This window comes from Shinella sp. HZN7, assembly GCF_001652565.1.
GTDB classification, from domain to species: domain Bacteria; phylum Pseudomonadota; class Alphaproteobacteria; order Rhizobiales; family Rhizobiaceae; genus Shinella; species Shinella granuli.
Window position 1 is genome coordinate 1,648,133 of the sequence record NZ_CP015736.1, and the last position, 18,097, is coordinate 1,666,229.

General features: G+C 64.4%; 16 protein-coding genes, 1 tRNA gene and 1 pseudogene. 8 read left to right on the forward strand and 10 right to left on the reverse strand.

All coding sequences use genetic code 11. From position 1 onward, the window contains the following. Positions 1 to 98 precede the first annotated feature (98 nt). Entirely contained in the window at positions 99 to 551 is a 453-nt protein-coding gene (locus tag shn_RS07990; protein ID WP_064329929.1) for a hypothetical protein, read from the forward strand. A 208-nt stretch (positions 552 to 759) separates the two neighbouring features. Here shn_RS07990 and trmFO read toward each other — a convergent pair whose 3' ends face one another. From trmFO to shn_RS34805, 3 genes are all read right to left on the reverse strand, one after another. Next, a complete protein-coding gene (gene trmFO, locus shn_RS07995; RefSeq protein ID WP_064329930.1) occupies positions 760 to 2,169 on the reverse strand; it encodes a methylenetetrahydrofolate--tRNA-(uracil(54)-C(5))-methyltransferase (FADH(2)-oxidizing) TrmFO in 1,410 nt (469 codons plus the stop codon). A 143-nt stretch (positions 2,170 to 2,312) separates the two neighbouring features. Next, positions 2,313 to 2,456, reverse strand: a complete 144-nt coding sequence (locus tag shn_RS34800; RefSeq protein WP_023511883.1) for a DUF1127 domain-containing protein — start codon at positions 2,454 to 2,456, stop codon at positions 2,313 to 2,315. Between the two features lie 343 nt (positions 2,457 to 2,799). Then, positions 2,800 to 2,943 carry a DUF1127 domain-containing protein gene (locus shn_RS34805; protein ID WP_064496054.1) on the reverse strand — a complete coding sequence of 48 codons (144 nt, stop codon included), beginning with the start codon at positions 2,941 to 2,943 and terminating at the stop codon, positions 2,800 to 2,802. 1,104 nt (positions 2,944 to 4,047) lie between these two features. Here shn_RS34805 and shn_RS08000 point away from each other — a divergent pair. From shn_RS08000 to tig, 4 genes are all read left to right on the forward strand, one after another. After that, entirely contained in the window at positions 4,048 to 5,151 is a 1,104-nt protein-coding gene (locus shn_RS08000) for a DUF2157 domain-containing protein (RefSeq protein WP_064329931.1), read from the forward strand. A 2-nt stretch (positions 5,152 to 5,153) separates the two neighbouring features. After that, the gene (locus shn_RS08005; RefSeq protein ID WP_064329932.1) at positions 5,154 to 5,744 is read left to right on the forward strand and encodes a GDYXXLXY domain-containing protein; all 591 of its coding nucleotides are present in this window, start codon (positions 5,154 to 5,156) and stop codon (positions 5,742 to 5,744) included. 126 nt (positions 5,745 to 5,870) lie between these two features. Then, positions 5,871 to 5,955 (forward strand) — tRNA-Leu (locus tag shn_RS08010). 279 nt (positions 5,956 to 6,234) lie between these two features. Continuing rightward, positions 6,235 to 7,713, forward strand: a complete 1,479-nt coding sequence (gene tig, locus shn_RS08015) for a trigger factor (RefSeq protein ID WP_064329933.1) — start codon at positions 6,235 to 6,237, stop codon at positions 7,711 to 7,713. Between the two features lie 709 nt (positions 7,714 to 8,422). On the opposite strand, the gene shn_RS08020 is transcribed toward tig, so the two are convergent. After that, complete coding sequence (locus tag shn_RS08020; RefSeq protein ID WP_064329934.1) at positions 8,423 to 9,958, reverse strand: HAMP domain-containing sensor histidine kinase; 1,536 nt, start codon at positions 9,956 to 9,958, stop codon at positions 8,423 to 8,425. A gap of 272 nt (positions 9,959 to 10,230) precedes the next feature. On the opposite strand from shn_RS08020, the gene shn_RS08025 reads away from it, so the two are divergent. From shn_RS08025 to shn_RS08035, 3 genes are all read left to right on the forward strand, one after another. Further along, complete coding sequence (locus tag shn_RS08025; protein WP_064329935.1) at positions 10,231 to 10,794, forward strand: thermonuclease family protein; 564 nt, start codon at positions 10,231 to 10,233, stop codon at positions 10,792 to 10,794. Between the two features lie 41 nt (positions 10,795 to 10,835). After that, entirely contained in the window at positions 10,836 to 11,480 is a 645-nt protein-coding gene (locus tag shn_RS08030; protein ID WP_064329936.1) for a uracil-DNA glycosylase family protein, read from the forward strand. A gap of 66 nt (positions 11,481 to 11,546) precedes the next feature. After that, complete coding sequence (locus shn_RS08035) at positions 11,547 to 12,035, forward strand: Lrp/AsnC family transcriptional regulator (RefSeq protein ID WP_064329937.1); 489 nt, start codon at positions 11,547 to 11,549, stop codon at positions 12,033 to 12,035. Between the two features lie 27 nt (positions 12,036 to 12,062). Here shn_RS08035 and shn_RS08040 read toward each other — a convergent pair whose 3' ends face one another. The 6 genes and pseudogenes from shn_RS08040 to shn_RS08060 all read right to left on the reverse strand — a co-directional run bounded on the left by shn_RS08040 (position 12,063) and on the right by shn_RS08060 (position 18,025). Then, a complete protein-coding gene (locus shn_RS08040) occupies positions 12,063 to 12,437 on the reverse strand; it encodes a hypothetical protein (protein ID WP_064329938.1) in 375 nt (124 codons plus the stop codon). Position 12,438: 1 nt separating this feature from the next. After that, on the reverse strand, positions 12,439 to 13,311 hold the full coding sequence (locus tag shn_RS08045) for an NAD(P)-dependent oxidoreductase (RefSeq protein ID WP_064329939.1): 873 nt from the start codon (positions 13,309 to 13,311) through the stop codon (positions 12,439 to 12,441). 165 nt (positions 13,312 to 13,476) lie between these two features. Then, on the reverse strand, positions 13,477 to 14,280 hold the full coding sequence (locus tag shn_RS08050) for an endonuclease/exonuclease/phosphatase family protein (protein ID WP_064329940.1): 804 nt from the start codon (positions 14,278 to 14,280) through the stop codon (positions 13,477 to 13,479). Positions 14,281 to 14,373: 93 nt separating this feature from the next. Then, entirely contained in the window at positions 14,374 to 15,780 is a 1,407-nt protein-coding gene (gene sthA / locus shn_RS08055) for a Si-specific NAD(P)(+) transhydrogenase (protein ID WP_064329941.1), read from the reverse strand. A gap of 183 nt (positions 15,781 to 15,963) precedes the next feature. Beyond that, a pseudogene (locus shn_RS34925) lies at positions 15,964 to 16,131 on the reverse strand (JAB domain-containing protein); the annotation flags it as partial. A gap of 211 nt (positions 16,132 to 16,342) precedes the next feature. Then, entirely contained in the window at positions 16,343 to 18,025 is a 1,683-nt protein-coding gene (locus shn_RS08060) for a DUF3883 domain-containing protein (protein WP_064329942.1), read from the reverse strand. Positions 18,026 to 18,097 lie beyond the last annotated feature (72 nt).

Here is an 18,097-nt window from a genome sequence, read left to right on the forward strand (position 1 = left end):
TCGGACTTGTTGCCCGCTCAGGCACCTGGCAGGACGCAAAACTGGCGCAAGCCTTGTCCGCTACAGCGACAGGACGTTTTTCGGGAGGAGTCGCGCCGATGCTCTGGACCATCACCATCGTCTGCCTGCTTTTGGCCGGCCTCGTCTTCCGCCAGGTGTTTCGCCGGGAGGAGGAGCAGGAGATGGCCGGCGAGGATGCCGGGCTTGCGATCCTCGAATTCGGCCGGGCCTTCCCCGACGAGGCGATCCGCGAGGTCATCACCACGGCGGACGGCCGCACGGTGTTCCTGCGCCTGCACGACGGCAAGGCCGGCTGCATGCATGCTCATGGCCACCACTATTCCTGCCACCGGATCGAACCCGGCACCGTGCGCGTCGAAAGCGCCGGCCCGAAGCGCCTCACCGTGAAATTCGCCAATGCCGCCTTCGAGGGCGGCGTCTTCGAGTTCCGCGACGAGCGGGAGGCCGCGGAGGTCTCCCTCTGGCTGCTCGGCAGCTTCATGCCGGCGGTGGCCGGCCTTGGACCGGAGGCCGCGGGCCGACCGGTTTAAAGGCAGGGCAATCGCATATGGCACGTCGTTGCCGTCTTGCCTTCTCCCCCGCAGAGAGGTGGCCCGAAGGGCCGGATGAGGGCGCGCGTGCCATCTTTCGCCACTGCCGCGATGTTCTGCCCGCGCGGGAGGGGTAGGAGGCGCGCTCCGGGCCTTATATGCATATCCTGATCTCGAAGGTGAGGCAGCAGCCCCGCCCGGCCGGGAATCAGCGGCCGAGCCAGCGGGCGCAGTCTTCGAGCGCGCGGGCGGCCGTCGCCTGCTTCTTGGCGAGGGCCTTGTCCTTGCCGCGGAACCGCTTCATGCCTTCCGGCTTCGTCACCGTGCCCGGCTCCAGCGGCGGGAACAGACCGAAATTGATGTTCATCGGCTGGAAGGAGCGTTTGCCCGGCTCGTCGTCCGAAACGATGTGGCCGCCGGTGATGTGGCCGAGCAGCGAGCCGAAGGCCGTGGTTTCCGGCGGCAGCGACGGCGTTTCGCCGCGCCGTTCGGCAACCGCGAAGCGGCCGGCGAGCAGGCCGATGCTGGCGCTCTCCACATAGCCCTCGCAACCGGTGATCTGGCCGGCGAAACGCAGGCCCGGGCGGCCCTTCAGCGTCAGCGAGCGGTCGAGCAGCGTCGGCGAGTTGATGTAGGTGTTGCGGTGCAGGCCGCCGAGGCGGGCGAATTCCGCATTCTGGAGGCCGGGGATCAGGCGGAAGATCTCTGCCTGCGCGCCGTATTTCAGCTTCGTCTGGAAGCCGACCATGTTGTAGAGCGTGCCGAGCGCATTGTCCTGCCGCAACTGCACGACGGCATAAGGCTTGACCGTCGGATTGTGCGCATTGGTGAGGCCCATCGGCTTCATCGGCCCGTGGCGCAGCGTCTCGCGGCCGCGCTCCGCCATCACCTCGATCGGCAGGCAGCCGTCGAAATAGGGCGTGCCTTCCCATTCCTTGAAGCCCGTCGTGTCGCCGGCAATCAGGGCGTCGATGAAGGCATTGTACTGCGCCTCGTCCATCGGGCAGTTGATGTAGTCCTTGCCCGTGCCGCCGGGGCCGACCTTGTCGTAGCGCGACTGGAACCAGCAGATGTCCATGTCGACGCTGGCCGTGTGCACGATCGGCGCGATGGCATCGAAGAAGGCGAGCGAATCGGCGCCGGTGCGTTCCTGGATCGCTGCGGCGAGCGAGGGGGCGGTGAGCGGTCCGGTGGCGATGATCGCCTGGTCCCAATCATCGGGCGGCAGGCCGGTGACTTCCTCGCGCGTGATGGTGATCAGCGGGTGGCTTTCGAGCGCGGCGGTGACGGCGGCGGAAAAACCGTCGCGGTCGACGGCGAGCGCGCCGCCGGCCGGCACCTGGCTGGCATCGGCCGCGCGCATGATCAGCGAACCGGCGAGCCGCATTTCGGCGTGCAGCACGCCGACGGCATTGCTGGTCGCGTCGTCCGAGCGGAAGGAGTTGGAACAGACGAGCTCGGCAAGGCCGTCCGTCTTGTGGGCATCCGTGCCGCGCACGCCGCGCATTTCATGCAGGATGACGGGGACGTCGTTTTCGGCGATCTGCCAGGCGGCTTCCGAGCCGGCAAGGCCGCCGCCGATGACGTGGATGGGAGCGAGGGAGGAGGTCTGTGTCATGGGCGGTTCGTTACCATGCCCGCGGACTGCTTTCCATCACGGAGATGCAAAAGCCCGAATCAAAAACGGCACCGGATGGTGCCGTTTGAAGCGTCCCTCGCGCGTCGCCGTTTCCGGCCGCAGCGGCGGAAACCGGCTATGTCTTAGCGGAAGGAACGGGCTGCGATGTCGCGGATGTCGTAACGGGTCAGGCCGATGTCGGACAGCGTGTGGTTCGACAGGTTGCCCAGTTCGTTCATCGTGCGGCGGTAGGAAATCCAGTTCTTTGCAATGCGGATCGGGTTCATGGTCATCTCCTCGAAGGGTTGGCCGGGAGGTCTGTCTCACCGGTGTGTGAGCTCTATATAGGCGATGCCCTTGTTAATGTGCAGTGCAAAGAAAATGCAGCTGCTATGCATTTGTGCAATAAGACGACCACCAATCGGGCAGATGGATCGCCTGCAGGCAAAATGGGCAGAAAATGCCGCCATTCCAGGCAGATAGAAAAAACACTTGTCGGCGGAGGGGCGGCCCTGCATGTCGCGGAAGGAAAATCGCGACATTGTGCGGCGCAAAAAGACGCGCAAACGAAAACGCCCTCCGGCGGGAGCCGGAGGGCGTTCGAAACGGGACCGTTAAAGGTCGTTCGGCTTAGTTGGTGGCCTTGCGGGCGATGTACGGGATATCGCTGCGGCCGATGCCGAGGTCGCGCAGTTCACGGTCGCTCATGCGGCCGAGTTCGTTGACGGTCTGACGGTACTTGCGCCAGTTGTTGAAAGAGCGTGCCAGGTTCATGTTCTTACCCCTTTCTTGGGCTTCCTGCTGGGCGGCCGCTCGTCCTTGGCGCCGCCCCGATCTGATGTTTTGAAATATACGCTGTGCCGCCGAAAAGAACAGCGCTGTTACAGCACGGCACCTATGCGTTTTGAGCATGTCAAGCAGAAATTTTGACAAAATTCAGGCCAAATTCCGGGCGTTCGGCCACAAAGGTTAAGGCCGCTATGCATCACTGGTTGGGTGCGGTGCAAAAGAAACAACGCCCGCCGGGGGAGGAGATCCGGCGGGCGTTGCTGATATCGATTGGCAGCCTGGGAGGAGGAGGGAGGGCCGCCAATCCTGTCGGGGACGTTGGGAGGAGGAGATCGTCGCCCGACCGATGGGATTTATATAGACCGTGAGAGCCGTGCGCGGAAGCGCAGGATGGGAATGGCACCCATGCGTATAGTGCATGCGTCATGCGGCGCAACAGGGTTCTTTGCCCAGGCCTTGGGCAGAATGGCGGATCATCTGGGGTGTTTGGCCGCTTTGGCGCGGCCTGCCATGCGTCTTGCGCAAATAATAACGCCCGCTGGGGGAGGAGGTCCAGCGGGCGTCACTAAGATTGATTGGCAACTGGGAGGAGGAGTGTTGCCAATCGTATCGAAACGACACTGGGAGGAGGAGTGCGTCGTTCCGAATTCCTGTCGATCCCGTTTCCAGGGCTCGGGTCATTCGGCATCATGCCGGGCGTTCGACCAGTCCGCCTTTCCCGTTTGTCTGTCGCCTTACGTTACGCGGCGCCTTGATGTGCGGGCCGGATCGCTTCTGATCCGATGTCTGAACTATAGACCCGGCCGTCGATTTTGTGCAGTGCAATATGAGCATGGATGATATGCGCCATCTGCATGTCCGAAATCACCGGGCCGAACGGCCTTTCGAGGCCATTTTTATCAGGCCTTTCCTTGTTTTCCGTTAATCTTGGTGGCCGCAGGCCCGTCTTCAAGGGCGAGAGGAGCGAATAAATGCTCTTTTTGCGAATTTTTGCTCCGATTGCGAATTTCCGGCCGATCTGTATCGTTCCTGTTGACAAAGCCCGAATCGGCGTGAAGCACGGGCATTTTCCGAACGGAGCGGGAACGGATGTACAGAGGCAGGCTGGAGCGCGACCTCAAACACTGGACGGCACAGGGCCTGCTCGACGCCCCGACGGCCGGGCGCCTGCTGCAGGAGTATGATTCCCGTCCCAGTTCCTTCAGCCTCGGCCGCGTGCTGATGATCATCGCGGCGCTGCTCGTCGCCGCCGCGGTGCTGCTGCTCGTCGCGGCCAACTGGGAGGCCATCCCGCGGATCGTGCGGCTCGTCGGCATCGTCGGCCTGATCTGGGGCGCCTATCTCGGCGGCGCGGTTCTGATCGCTCGCGGCGCGGAGCGGCTGGCGGCCGCCTTCCTCGTCTTCGGCACGCTCGCCTTCGGCGGCGCGATCGCGCTCGTCGGACAGATGTACCATCTCTCCGGCGACACGTTCCAGGCGATGCTCGTCTGGTTCGCCGGCGCGGTCGCCGCCGCCGCGCTCTTCCGCTCCGGCGCCGTCACGGCCGTTGCCGGGTTCCTCGCCTTCGTCGTGTCCGGCGCGGACTGGACGTCGTCTTATAATGTCGACGAGACGGTGCTGCTCTGGCTGATGCCGCTGATGGCGCTGATCATCATCCTTCTGGTGCGTTATACCGGCGCGGCGCGGGTGCGGCATCTCGCCTATCTGCTGCTCGTCGCCTGGCTCGCCTTTATCTATGGCGAATACCAGACGCCCGAGACCGCCATCGCGATCGCGGGGTTCGGCGCGGTCGCCTATCTCCTTGCCGCCGTGCCGCAATCGCCGCTCCATGCGCTCGCCCGCAGCGCCGGCGCCGCGCCGGCCTTCTATTCCTATCTGGTGCTGGTGGTCGGCCTTCTCGTGCTGCATGCCGAATTCGACGACATGGCGAACCGGCTGTTGCTCGGCATCGTCACGCTCGCCGCCGCCATTGCCGGCATCGCGCTGTCCGGCAAGGAGAACGGCGCCGTGCGTTACCTCGGTTATGCGACCTTCGCCGCCGAGACGCTCTATCTCGCCTCCGAGACGATCGGCTCGATCATCGGCACGTCCGGCTTCTTCCTGGTGTCCGGCCTGGTGGTGGCGCTGGTCGCCTGGGCCGTGATCGCGCTGGAGCGGCGCTTTTCCAGGGCTGAAACCAAGGCGGAGGCCTGACCATGACGACATCCCGCTTTTTCCGCGTCCCTCCGCTCGTCGCCGGCATCCTCGCCGCCGCGCTGCAGACCGCCGTGCTCGGCTACATGGTCGAAAGCCGCGCCTCGATCCTGCGCAGCGGCGCCGACATCAGGCTGAAGACACTGCCGGTCGATCCGCGCGATCTCCTGCGCGGCGACTACGTCATCCTGTCCTATCCGATCTCGACCATCCCGAAGGCCATCGTCACCGGCGAGGTGCCGAAGGCAAGCGGCCGCCAGCGCCTCGCCGTGCGGCTGAAGCCCGGCGCGGACGGCCTGTGGACGGCGAGCGAGGCGCGCTTCGGCGACCTTGCGCCGGAGGCGGGCAGCGTCATCCTGCGCACACTGCCCTTCGACTACTATTCCGCCGGCGACGGCGGCCTGCCGGAAACCCTCTTCGTCACCTACGGCCTGGAGCGCTACTATGTGCCGGAGGGCGAGGGCAGGGTGCTGGAGGACGCCCGCAACCAGGAGGAACTGGAGGTGGAGGCGCGCGTCTCGAAGGACGGCACGCCGCAGATCGCCCGGCTGGTCCTTCGGGGCGAGCCCGTCTACGACGAACCGCTCTATTGAACGCGGCGCCCGAAAAACCCCGCATTTTTCCTTTGATCCGCCGGAAACGGGTGATATAGAGACGCCGCGCTCGGAAGGCGCCACGGTGCGCGGTTACGCTGCCCGTGGCATAGCGGTTTCTGAGACGCGGGTATGGTGAAATTGGTAGACACGCCAGATTTAGGTTCTGGTGCCGCAAGGCGTGGGAGTTCAAGTCTCTCTACCCGCACCAGAGCCACCAGACGTGGAAATGGAGGTTTCCGCGGCTGTTGGTGACCGCTGCATTATCCCTTAAATCGCCTGGGATTTAAGGGATAATGCAGCAGATTCTAGAGTATGACAGCGTCCTTTGCGCGCAGTGAATGGCGCGCGGCGCTGTCGAGAGCGCCATTTTGCTTGCCAAAAGGCCACCGAATTCAGTAAAGCCACTGCCGGCAAATGGACCGGCGGGGTGTTCGCCATAACCGGCAGGCCGGTTTGAGCACCGCCAACTCGAAATGAAGGTTTGAACATGCAGGTTATCGAAACGCTCGCTGAAGGGCTGAAGCGCGAAATCAAGGTCGTCATTCCGGCCAAGGACATGGAAGCTCAGATGAACGAGCGTCTTGAAGACGCCAAGGGCCGTGTCCGCATCAACGGCTTCCGTCCGGGCAAGGTGCCCTTCGCCCATCTCAAGAAGATGTACGGCAAGTCCATCATGGCCGAACTCGTCAACGAGATCGTCCGCGACCGTCCGTCGGCCATCCTTTCCGAGCGCGGCGAAAAGTCCGCGACGCAGCCGGAAATCGCGATGACCGAGGACCAGGCCGAGGCTGAGAAGATCCTCGCCGGCCAGGCCGATTTCGAATTCACGCTCTCCTATGAAGTGATCCCGGCCATCGACCTCAAGGACAATTCCGGCATCGCCGTCACGCGCGAAGTCGTCGAAGTCGACGCCGCCGAAGTCGACGAGCAGATCCTCAAGATCGCCGAAAGCGCCCGTTCCTACGAGACGAAGAAGGGCAAGGCCGCCGACGGCGACCGCGTCACCATCGACTATCTCGGCAAGGTCGACGGCGTGCCGTTCGACGGCGGCAAGGACGAGGACGCGGAACTCGTTCTCGGCTCCAACCGCTTCATCCCCGGCTTCGAGGAGCAGCTCGTCGGCCTGAAGGCCGGCGACGAGAAGGTCATCACGGTCACCTTCCCCGCTGACTACCCGGCCGCCAATCTCGCCGGCAAGGAAGCCACCTTCGACATCAACGTCAAGGATGTCGCCGCCCCGGCAGACGTCGAGATCAACGACGAGCTTGCCAAGAAGCTCGGCCTCGAATCGGCCGACAAGCTGCGCGAGATCGTCCGCGGCCAGATCGAGAGCCAGTACGGCTCGGTCACCCGCCAGAAGGTCAAGCGCCAGATTCTCGACCAGCTCGACGAGATGTACAAGTTCGACACGCCGGAGCGCCTGGTCGAAGCCGAGTTCGAGAACATCTGGCGCCAGATCAACACGGACCTCCAGCAGTCCGGCAAGACCTTCGCTGACGAGGACACGACGGAAGAGGCTGCGCGCGAAGAATATCGCAAGCTTGCCGAACGCCGCGTCCGCCTCGGCCTCGTTCTCTCGGAAATCGGCGAGAAGGCCGGCGTCCAGGTGAGCGACGAGGAAATGCAGCAGTCGCTCTACCAGCAGCTCCGCCAGTTCCCGGGCCAGGAAAAGCAGATCCTCGAATACTTCCAGAAGACCCCGGGCGCTGCCGCATCGCTGCGCGCGCCGATCTTCGAAGAGAAGGTCGTCGACCACCTGCTCGGCGAGATCAAGGTGACGGACAAGACCGTCTCCAAGGACGAGCTGATGGCGGACGACGAGGCCGAAGGTTCCGAGAAGGAAACCAAGAAGGCCGCGCCGAAGAAGAAGGCTGCCGCCAAGGCCGAAGCTCAGGACGGTGAAGACGCCGCCCCGAAGAAGAAGGCCCCGGCCAAGAAGAAGGCCGCCGAAGGCGACGCCGAATAATCGGTCCGACCGGATATCATGCGAAGAGGCCGTCCTTCGGGGCGGCCTTTTTGTTTGGCTCGGGTTAGGGCCGCGTCCCCGCTGTTTTCGCACCACCGTCCACGCAGCGGTTTCCGCCCGTGGTTTTTCAAAGAGCATCGGACGGGGCGCTGGAAGGGGCCGCGTCTGAATGTATATGTATGGCGCCTTTCAGCGCCCCGTTCGGCGGTTTCTGCCCGCGACTTGGGTCTCTCTGCAAAGGCCGGGCCGGGCGGACGTTTCCCGTCGGTTTCCGGGAGAAGGCCGTTTTCCGTTTTTGCATCCGCCATCGCGCGCCTTGGCGACGGGGGACGGAAAGGCAAGCCTTTCCGGACGGTCTTCATCCCGGCGGACGATGCCGACGCATCCGCCAGACCAGCCCCCTTGTGTGCCGCACAGGCACGCCCGGCGCGCCGTTCGGGGCGTGAAACGGAAGGCTCGGTCCGACGCCCGCCGCTTCCCCCGTGTCGCCGGAGGGAGACCATTTTCCGCAAGCCCGGTGCATGGGGTTCTGCGTCTTCCCCCCACGCCCCGCGCCGACCCCGCCTCGCCACGACGCCTCGCGGTGTATCCGCGGCGGGATGGAGGATTATAGGCATGGGTGGCGGGGGCGGGGAAAATGTGCGGCGGGAACGGGGATGAGAAAAGGGCGCGATGGAGGCCCGGATCCCCGAGGATCGCAGCGATCGTCTCAGGCAAAACTCTTCCGGCGCGGGGCGACGGCCTGGGTTTCGGTGACGGCGGGCAGGCTCTGCAGCACGCGCTTGGCCGGCAGGATGGCGATGGCCTCGGTGCCCTCGCGCAGCTTGGATTTCAGGATGAACTCGCCATTGTGCTTGGCGAGGATCGCCTGGACGATCGGCAGGCCGAGGCCGGTGCCCTGTTCGGCGCTCTTGATGGCGATGGAGCCCTGGCCGAAGGCGGAGAGCACGACGGGGATCTCCTCCTCCGGGATGCCGGGTCCGTTGTCCTTGATCGAGATGTACTGGCCGCCGCCGGCGGTCCAGCCGGCCTTGACGAAGATCTCGCCGCCCTGGGGCGTGAATTTCACGGCATTCGACAGGAGGTTCAGGATGACCTGGCGCAACGCCTTCTCGTCCGCCCAGACGGCCGGCATGTCGCCTTCGACCTGCTCGGAAATGGCGATGTTCTTCGCCCGGGCGCGCAACTGCACCATGCCGATGCAGTCCTCGGCGATGTCGACGAGATGCACGCTGTCCTCCGACAGGTCGTATTTGCCCGCCTCGATGCGCGAGAGGTCGAGGATCTCGTTGATGAGGTTGAGCAGGTGCTGGCCGGAGCGGTGGATGTCGGAGGTGTATTCCTTGTAGACCGGATTGTTGAGCGGCCCGAGCACTTCCGTCGACATGACCTCGGAAAAGCCGAGGATGGCGTTCAGCGGCGTGCGCAGCTCATGCGACATGGAGGCGAGGAAGCGGGATTTGGCAAGGTTCGCCTCTTCGGCGCGCCGGCGGGCCTCGTCCGACATGGACTTGGCCACTTCCAGCTCGGCGATCAGGTCGTCCTTCTCCGATTGCGAGGAGAGCAGCTGCGCGCTGGTGCGGTGCAGGCGGTTCGTCATGAAGATGAGGAAGATCAGCGCGGCGGAGATGATGGCCGCCATGCCGAAGGTCGCGGGGTCGGGGCGCAGCAGGACCGAGACGGAGAGCGCGACGACCGTCGGCAGGAAGGCATAGAGCACCGCATGGCGCAGCATCAGCGTGCTGATGGCGGTGACGGCCAGCGCCACGAGCAGGGCGGACCCCTTGTAGAAATCGAAGGTGACCTCGCCGCAGGGGCCGCAGGTCTGCAGGGAGAAGGCGGCCCAGGTGAGGCCCATGGCGACCTGCGCGGCCAGGAAGACGCGCTGCCAGCGGCGGGTGTTGTCGGCGGTGATCTCCTGCTTGTACGCGCGGCGGGCGACGATCATGCCGAGCGCATGCACGCTGAGGGCCAGGATCGCCCAGGCGAGAAGGCCGATCTCCTGCGTGAGGTAGACGCCGACGGCGGCAATCAGCATGACCACGACGGGAATGGCGAGCGCGCTCTGGGCGGCGGAGGCGACATGCAGTTGCAGCATCTCGCGCTCGAAGCCGGGCGCGATGCCCGTGGCGGTCTGCAGGCGTTCCCGGGTCGCGCGAACGGTGCGCGAAACAGCCTTGTTTCTATGGCTGCGCGACTTGTCGACGATGATCTTGTCGGTCGATGTACTGACGCCGGTACTCATCACGATTGCAACTGTTGCGGACGGCATTGAAGTCTAGGGGGGAATCCTTAAGAAGATGCTGCCGCGCATAAACCATTTGCGAACCATTCCGGCATTTTCCGGAACAGTCCGCCGGCAGCGCGCCAACATCGTGCCGTAACGGCATGACGCCGGGGTATTTGCGCCTTTCTCCGAATCGCGAAAACACCCTATCTCTTTCATCTTTCGCAGTTCCGGAGGCAGGCTGCCCGCGCGCTTCCGCTGGAACTGTTCTTCGCAAGGAACGGAATTCCATGGGGCTTACCAGGCGGGCGCGCGATGTCGGCGTGGCGGTGGCGATCCTGGCGCTGACGGCGCTGGTCGTGGCGCGCGTCGGCGGCGAGGGCGGCGAGACCTTCACCGGTGCGGCGCGGGCGGCGGACGGCGACACGCTGACGCTCGACGGCCACCGCATCCGGCTCGTCGGCATGGACTCGCCGGAGCTGACGCAGGTCTGCCGGCGCGACGGCGCGGACTGGCGCTGCGGCGTCGCCGCGCGCTCGCGCCTTGCCGAGCTGCTGCGCGCCGGACCGATCACCTGCCGGACGCAGGGCACGGACAGATACGACCGCTGGCTGGCGCGCTGCGAGAATGCGGCGGGTGACCTTGGGGCGCGCATGGTGCGGGAAGGGCTCGCGGTCGCCTATGGCGGCTACGAGGACGAGGAGCAGTTCGCGCGGGCGGAGCGCAAGGGCCTGTGGGGGGCGGAATTCGACATGCCGCAGCAATGGCGCAGGACGAACGGCCGGCCGCAGGAGGACGCCCATGACGCGGAACCGGGCATCCTCGACGGGATCCTGCGCGTGTTCGGGCTTTAAACCGCTTCGCACCTTTGCAGGATTTGCTTTAGAACGGAGGCATGATGGACGATGCGGAACCCGACGGCGCGATTGCCGCCCTTCGCGCGGCGATCGCGGCCTGCCGGCTCTGCCGCGACGCGCCGGCGAAGGGGCCTGAGGACCGGCTGCCGCACGAGCCGCGGCCCGTCGCCGTCCTCTCCGAGGCCGCGCGCATCCTGATCGCCGGCCAGGCGCCGGGGCTGCGGGTGCATGAAAGCGGCCTGCCGTTCAACGATGCCTCCGGCGACCGGCTGCGCGACTGGCTCGGTGTGACGCGCGAAGCGTTCTACGATCCGCGGAAATTCGCCATCGTGCCGATGGGCCTCTGTTTCCCGGGCTACGACGCCCATGGCAGCGACCTGCCGCCGCGGCGCGAATGCGCGCCGCTCTGGCGCGCCCGGGCGATCGCCGCCATGCCGCAGATCGAACTGGTGCTGGCGATCGGCCAGTATGCCCAGGCCTGGCATCTGGGGGCGGCGAAGGCCGCCAGCATGACGGAGACGGTGCGCGACTGGCGCCGGCACCTTCATCGCAATGCGGGGCCGGCCGTGCTGCCGCTGCCCCATCCGAGCTGGCGCAACACCGGCTGGTTGAAGCGCAATCCGTGGTTCGAGGCGGAGGTTCTGCCCGAGTTGCGAAAGCGGGTGAAAACCCTTACGGAATGAAATGCAATTCTTTCAATTTGTCGCCATCGCGGTATATGAGGGAATTAAATTTCTTAGGGGAAGTCAATGGACCGTCTGGACCGCAAAATCCTGCGCCTCTTGCAGGAAGATTCCACGCTCGCCGTGGCCGATCTCGCCAAGAAGGTGGGGCTCTCGACCACGCCCTGCTGGCGGCGCATCCAGAAGATGGAAGAGGACGGCGTGATCCGCAAGCGCGTCGCGCTGCTCGATCCGGTCAAGATCAACACCAAGGTCACGGTCTTCGTGTCGATCCGCACCAACGCCCATTCCACGGAATGGCTGAAGCGCTTTTCCGAGGTGATCGTCGAATTCCCCGAAGTGGTGGAATTCTACCGCATGAGCGGCGAGGTGGATTACCTGCTGCGCGTCGTCGTGCCCGACATCGCCGCCTATGACGCCTTCTACAAGCGCATGATCGCCCGCATCGAGATCCGCGACGTCTCCTCGGCCTTCGCGATGGAGCAGATCAAGTACACGACCGAGCTGCCGCTCGACTACATGGTCGTGGACAACCAGAAGAGCGGCGAGGAATAGGCGCTTTGCGCCGCTGCGGCCGGGCTTTCAGGAATCCGGCCGCCTGAAGGTCACGACCACCGTCTTCCACGAGTCATAGGGCGCAAGCTCCGACAGCCCGGCAAAGGGCGCGCAGCGCACGACCGCGCGCACCGCGCTGGCGGCGAAGGTCCTTGTCGCCGTATCGCCGCCGACCGGGCCGTCGATTTCCGGCGAGCCGTCGAGCGCGCCCGCTTCCGTCAGCGAGAATTTCACCCGGATCGCCTGCACATGGTCCGGCAGGTCCGCGGGCAGCACCCAGCACGCGGCGATCTTGCCGTGCAGGGCGGCGGCGAGCGCCTGCCGGCCCGCATCGTCCGCCAGCGCCGGGGCGGCAAGCGCGGCCCCGGCGATCAGGGAGACGAGGGCGCGGCGGAGCGCCACGTCATTTCCTCTGAAGGCGCGCGAGCAGCGAGGACGTGTCCCAGCGATTGCCGCCCATGTCCTGCACGTCGCCGTAGAACTGGTCGATCAGCGCGGTGACGGGCAGTTTCGCGCCGTTGAGGCGGGCTTCCGAAAGCACGATGCCGAGGTCCTTGCGCATCCAGTCGATGGCGAAGCCGAAGTCGTACTTGCCGGCGATCATCGTCTTGTGGCGGTTGTCCATCTGCCAGGAGCCGGCCGCGCCCTTGGAGATGACCTCGATGACCGCCTCCATGTCGAGCCCGGCCTTCATGCCGAAATGGATGCCCTCGGCAAGCCCCTGCACGACGCCGGCGACGCAGATCTGGTTGACCATCTTGGCAAGCTGGCCGGCGCCCGCCGGCCCCATCAGGCCGACCATGCGGGCATAGGCGTCGATGATCGGCCGCGCCTTGTCGAACGTGTCCTTCTCGCCGCCGCACATGACCGTCAGGACGCCGTTTTCCGCGCCGGCCTGGCCGCCGGAGACGGGCGCGTCGAGGAAGGCGAAACCCTTTTCGCGGGCCGCGGCGTCGAGTTCGCGCGCGACTTCCGCGGAGGCGGTGGTGTTGTCGATGAGGACGGCGCCGGGCTTCATGCCGTCGAAGACGCCGTCCTCGGCGGTGGTGACGGAGCGCAGGTCGTCGTCATTGCCGACGCAGGTGAAGACGAAATCGGCACCCTCGGCGGCTTGCGCCGGGGTGCGGAAGGCCTTGCCGCCGAATTGGGCGGCCCATGTCTCCGCCTTGGCGAAGGTGCGGTTGTAGACCGCGACCTCATGGCCGCCCTTGACCTTGAGGTGTCCCGCCATGGGATAGCCCATGACGCCGAGACCGATGAATGCAACCTTTGCCATGCTGTAACCTCCTGCAATCGTTGGCAGGAGGTGTAGCGGATCATCGGTTTTTGCGAAAGTGTTTCTCGATGAGTGTGTTCGATGAGAGCAGCGCGACAAGACAGACTTCGCCTGAACACAGCTGCCACGGTACCGGCGCCTCCAGGAGGAAACCGGGACATGGTTTCAGCCGGTGCTGAGAAGCAGCGCCCGATGATCCGATACCTCCGGCGATTCCACCACCGTGAAATCGGCAACGCGGACCGTCGCGTTCACCAGCATGTAGTCCGCATAGCGGCCGGGCTTCGTGTAGAGCGAGGTCCGCGTGTCGGTGAAGCCGCGGGTGGTGACGAGGTCGGTGAGGCCGATCTGTGCGAGTGTCTTGAAGGTATGGCTCTGCGGCAGCAGGTTGAAATCACCGCAGAGGACGAGGCCTTCGTCCTGGCGCTGCAGGCGCGCGATGAGGGCGGCGAGGGCTTCGGCCTGCGCCGCGCGCTCCGGCGTGTCGCCCTTGCCGTCGACGGTTCGAAGGCCGTGGAGCTGCGCGACGGTGAGCGCGCGGTCTGCGGCATAGTCGTAGAGGCGGAAGGCGTGGGCGTTGCGGGGACGGGGGTGGGGGCCGAAACCGTGCGGGGAGAACGCGCCGTGCACGAAATCGAGCGCCTGGCCGATCACGGCGATATCCTGGCGGATGAAGGTGGCGAGGCCGAATTCCTGCCAGCAAGGGCGGTCGCCATCCGTCAGCTCGCCGCGCATGGCCGGCGCGAAGAAGCCGTCATGGCCGGGCAGGGCGGCGGCGATATCCCGGTAGAGATTGGCGCGCTGCTGGAGCTCCACCGCGCCATCGCGATAGGTCAGCCATGCCGACCGCGCGGCGATGGCCCGCGGGACCTCCTGCAGGCAATAGACATCGGCGTCGACGGCCCTGAGATAGTCGATGAGCGGCGCGTGCAGCATGCCGCCCCAGACGTTCAGCGACAGGATCCTCATGCGTGCCGCTCCTCCCGCGCGTTTCCTGCGAACCCGGACGCATGATGTGGATCCGCATCGGCATGTGAACCGATCGTCTTGGCCGGCGAAGGATCACTTCGCCTGCGACAGGTCGCCCATGCGGTTCCAGGCGTCGAGGCCGGCGATCTTGTAGGCTTCGGCGAGCGTCGGATAGTTGAAGGTGTTTTCCACGAAATATTCGACGGTGCCCTTCAGGTTCAAGACGGCCTGGCCGATATGGACGAGCTCCGTCGCGCCTTCGCCGACGATGTGCACGCCGAGCAGGCGGCGTGTCTTCAGCGAGAAGATCATCTTCAGCAGGCCGGAATTGAGGCCCATGATGTGGCCGCGCGAGGTCTCCCGGAAACGCGCCATGCCGCATTCATAGGGGATGCCGCGTTCCTTCACCTCTTCCTCCGTCAGGCCGCAGGTCGAGATTTCCGGCACGGCGTAGATGCCGTAGGGGAAATATTTTGGCGGCTCCTTGGCGATGGCGCCGACAGCGACACGGGCGGCGATACGGCCCTGTTCCATCGAGGTGGAGGCAAGGCTCGGGAAGCCGACGACGTCGCCGGCGGCGTAGATATGCGGCACGTCGGTCTGGAAGGTTTCCGGGTTCACGCTGAGGCGGCCGCGCGAATCGGCCGTCAGGCCCGCTGCGGCGAGGTTCAGGCTGTCCGTCGCGCCGACGCGGCCGGCGGCATAAAGCACCATGTCGCAGGTGACGTGGCGGCCGTTGTCCAGCGTGATCTCGCATTTGCCGTTTTCCAGCTTCTCCACCTTGTCGGCCTTCTGGCCGAGGATGAGCTTCATGTTGCGGTCGCGCAGATCGTGGATGAATTCCTCGACGATCTCCCTGTCGATGAAATCGAGGATCGTCGGCTTGGGATCGATGACGGTGACCTGCGTGTCGAGCGCGGAGAAGATCGTGGCATATTCGATGCCGATGACGCCGGCGCCGATGACGGCCATGGAGCGCGGCAGGTCCTTGATATCAAGGAGCTCGTCGCTGTCGAGAACGCTGACGCCGTCGAAGGGGATGCTTTCCGGGCGGTACGGCTTGGTGCCGACGGCCAGCATGATGCTCTTGGCCTGGACGTGAACGGTCTCGCCGTCGTCCCTGGTGATCTCCATCGTCTCCGGCGTGACGAACTTCGCCTTGCCGCGCATGTGCTGCACGCGGTTGCGGGCGAACTGGTGCTCCAGCACCTCCACCTCGTGGTCGAGCGTGATGAGCAGGCGGCGGCGCAGGTCGTCGGCGCTGATCTCCTGCTTGACGCGGTAGGCGCGGCCGTAGAAGCCGCGCTCGCGCCAGCCGGAAAGGTTCAGCGCGGTCTCGCGCAGCGTCTTCGAGGGGATCGTGCCGGTGTGCACCGAAACGCCGCCGACGCGTTTTCCCTGTTCGATGACGAGGACTTTGCGCCCGAGCTTTGCCGCCTGGATGGCGCCGCGGCGGCCTGCGGGGCCGCTGCCCACGACGACGAGATCATATTCCTGCATGTAAGATGGCCCCAGCCTTTTGCGGGAAGAATCATATTGCGATGCAGCAATTGTCTTCGCCGTGCAAATTTTCGTCAACCGAATGTGGCAGCAAACCGTTTCAATCGGATGAAGGAACGCTCACCCGATTTCGTTGTTTTGTAACGCGATTCGGCGGTTCCCCACAGGGCGCCGCCCTTCCTTTCAGATCAGTCTCAGCCCCTTGAGGCTGGCATGCCCGTCCTTGCCGATGATGATGTGGTCATGCACCGTGATACCAAGCGGTCGGGCGGTCTCCACGATCGTCTTCGTCATATCGATGTCCGCGCGCGACGGCGTCGGGTCGCCGGACGGGTGGTTATGGATCAAAACAGCCAACAAAATAAGTCGTTGTTTATCAGGATGTTATGCATGCCTGCAGATAAACTGGGGTATGGGTTTGGTGTCTGAAACAAATGACATTCCGTGACCATCCCGCCGTATTCCGCCCGATCCTTCCAGCTTCCGGAAACGCATGCAGGAGCACGAGTTACTGTGGCCACTACGGTTATGCGTGACCAGCAATGAGCGCTTATGCGTCGAGTTATTTGGGCTCGACAAAGCCAACCATTCCGCTCAGCTCAACTCGCAATATAGACCGTTCCAGCAGGCCAGCAGGATCTGCGAACGGCTTTGCGACTGGATTTGTCGTGTGTGCTTCGTAGACACGCCAGAGAATGTATCGGTCTCGTTCACGAAGTGCTTTTTCAAACTCACGTTGCGACCATTCGAAACGGCCATCGACGCCCATCGTCGATTTCACTTCGAGCCAAAGCGGCTTTCCCTCCCTGTCGATGGATCGAATGTCGTGATCGGCACCAGGCAGGTCTTTTGACACCCAGATTACGTGCTTCTCGGGTTCTTCATAGCCAAGAAGCCGAACCCGCTCCAGCTCAGCGAGATATACAATTTCTTCGCCGCGGGTACCGACCTTTTGATCCCGTTCTATGTCGTAGGCATCCGGCGGACGCCAACCGCTCGCTCCGCCAGAATACCAGGTGCCGCCGGCGTCGGGGCGCGGTCTGGCCGCTACCGCCTGAGCGCTCGGCTGCTCGATGAGTGGGAGAACCGACTCAATAGGGGGCAAGGCAAATTGGGGCCTAGAGATCGGTGGGATCGAACGCACTGCCGGCAGTTGCGCCGGCGTTAGTGGCGACGGCAGTTGGTCTGGACCGGAGGCTTTGGCATGGTCGAACATCTCGGTCAAAAGTGACTGTATCATCGCCTGTTGTGGCGACTCTGCTGGCTCAAAGTGCGAAGCAGGTTCCTCAGGGTATACCGCGGTCTCGACCCAGGCTGGGGGCTTGAGCCCTTGGCGCTCCAGATAGGCGTACGTATCCGCGCCAGACTCGCACATCAGAAGTGGTAGAAGCGCGACCGACAATCGGCGCGCGTCGGTCATCTGAGTGGCGCCGAGAAGTTCGGCCAAGGCATAGGTTAAGTTCTGCTCAAACTCAAACTTGGTCCGCGTTGGCCTTAGCGCTATGTCGCCGTCGATTGCAGCGGCCTCAGTGGTGATCGCGACCGTCTTGCCGCCTACGCTGTACTGCCGATCAATGCCGGTCACAAAACGGACACGTTCGATGGAGGCGAGGCGTGTCATCACTTCTGATTGGCGAAGAATTCGCACGCTGCCGTACTCCCGCCGATAATCGTAGAACAGAAGGTCGACCGCGGTGCGAAAGTCATCGCGCCTTAGAATTGTCAGTATACGGTCCGAATGGCTACTCTTGAACCAAGGCGGCGGCTTGCTCTCGAGGCCGACAGCGAGCTTGGGCGCGCCCGAGATCGAGGTGAGCCGACGCAGTGATAGGGCACCAAAAAAATGTCGGGTATCTTCCGTGATCGCGGCAAACCCCGTGGTGGCGCCCGCCTTCGCGAGCGCGGTAGCAAGGGTAGGAAAGTCGTCTTCGACGAAGGCTCCGGAGCGAATGTCGGCGACACTGAACAGGCGGCCGTCCTGCCCGAGAAGGCAACGGGTGTCCTCTGGGAGAGATTCGGGCAAACCCGAGGAGCCACGCCGATGATACGCCTCACGTAGGATCTGACGGATCTCGGTGACCGCGATCGAGGTCCCTGCCACTTGCTCTTCAGCCCATTGAAGGAGCTTGATCCAGTGGTGGTCCAACGGCGTCGTAGCGGCGCCCAAGGCTTCGAAACTGTCGACTATTCCCGGGGAGCTGCGCAAGAGCGGCGTCGCTTTTTGAAACCACAAAGGTATGCGCATGCCTACGAGGAGGTCCTTTGGAGCGTGGTAGGCGCCATGGGCCCAGAGGATCGGTCGATCGGCGAGGCCGCC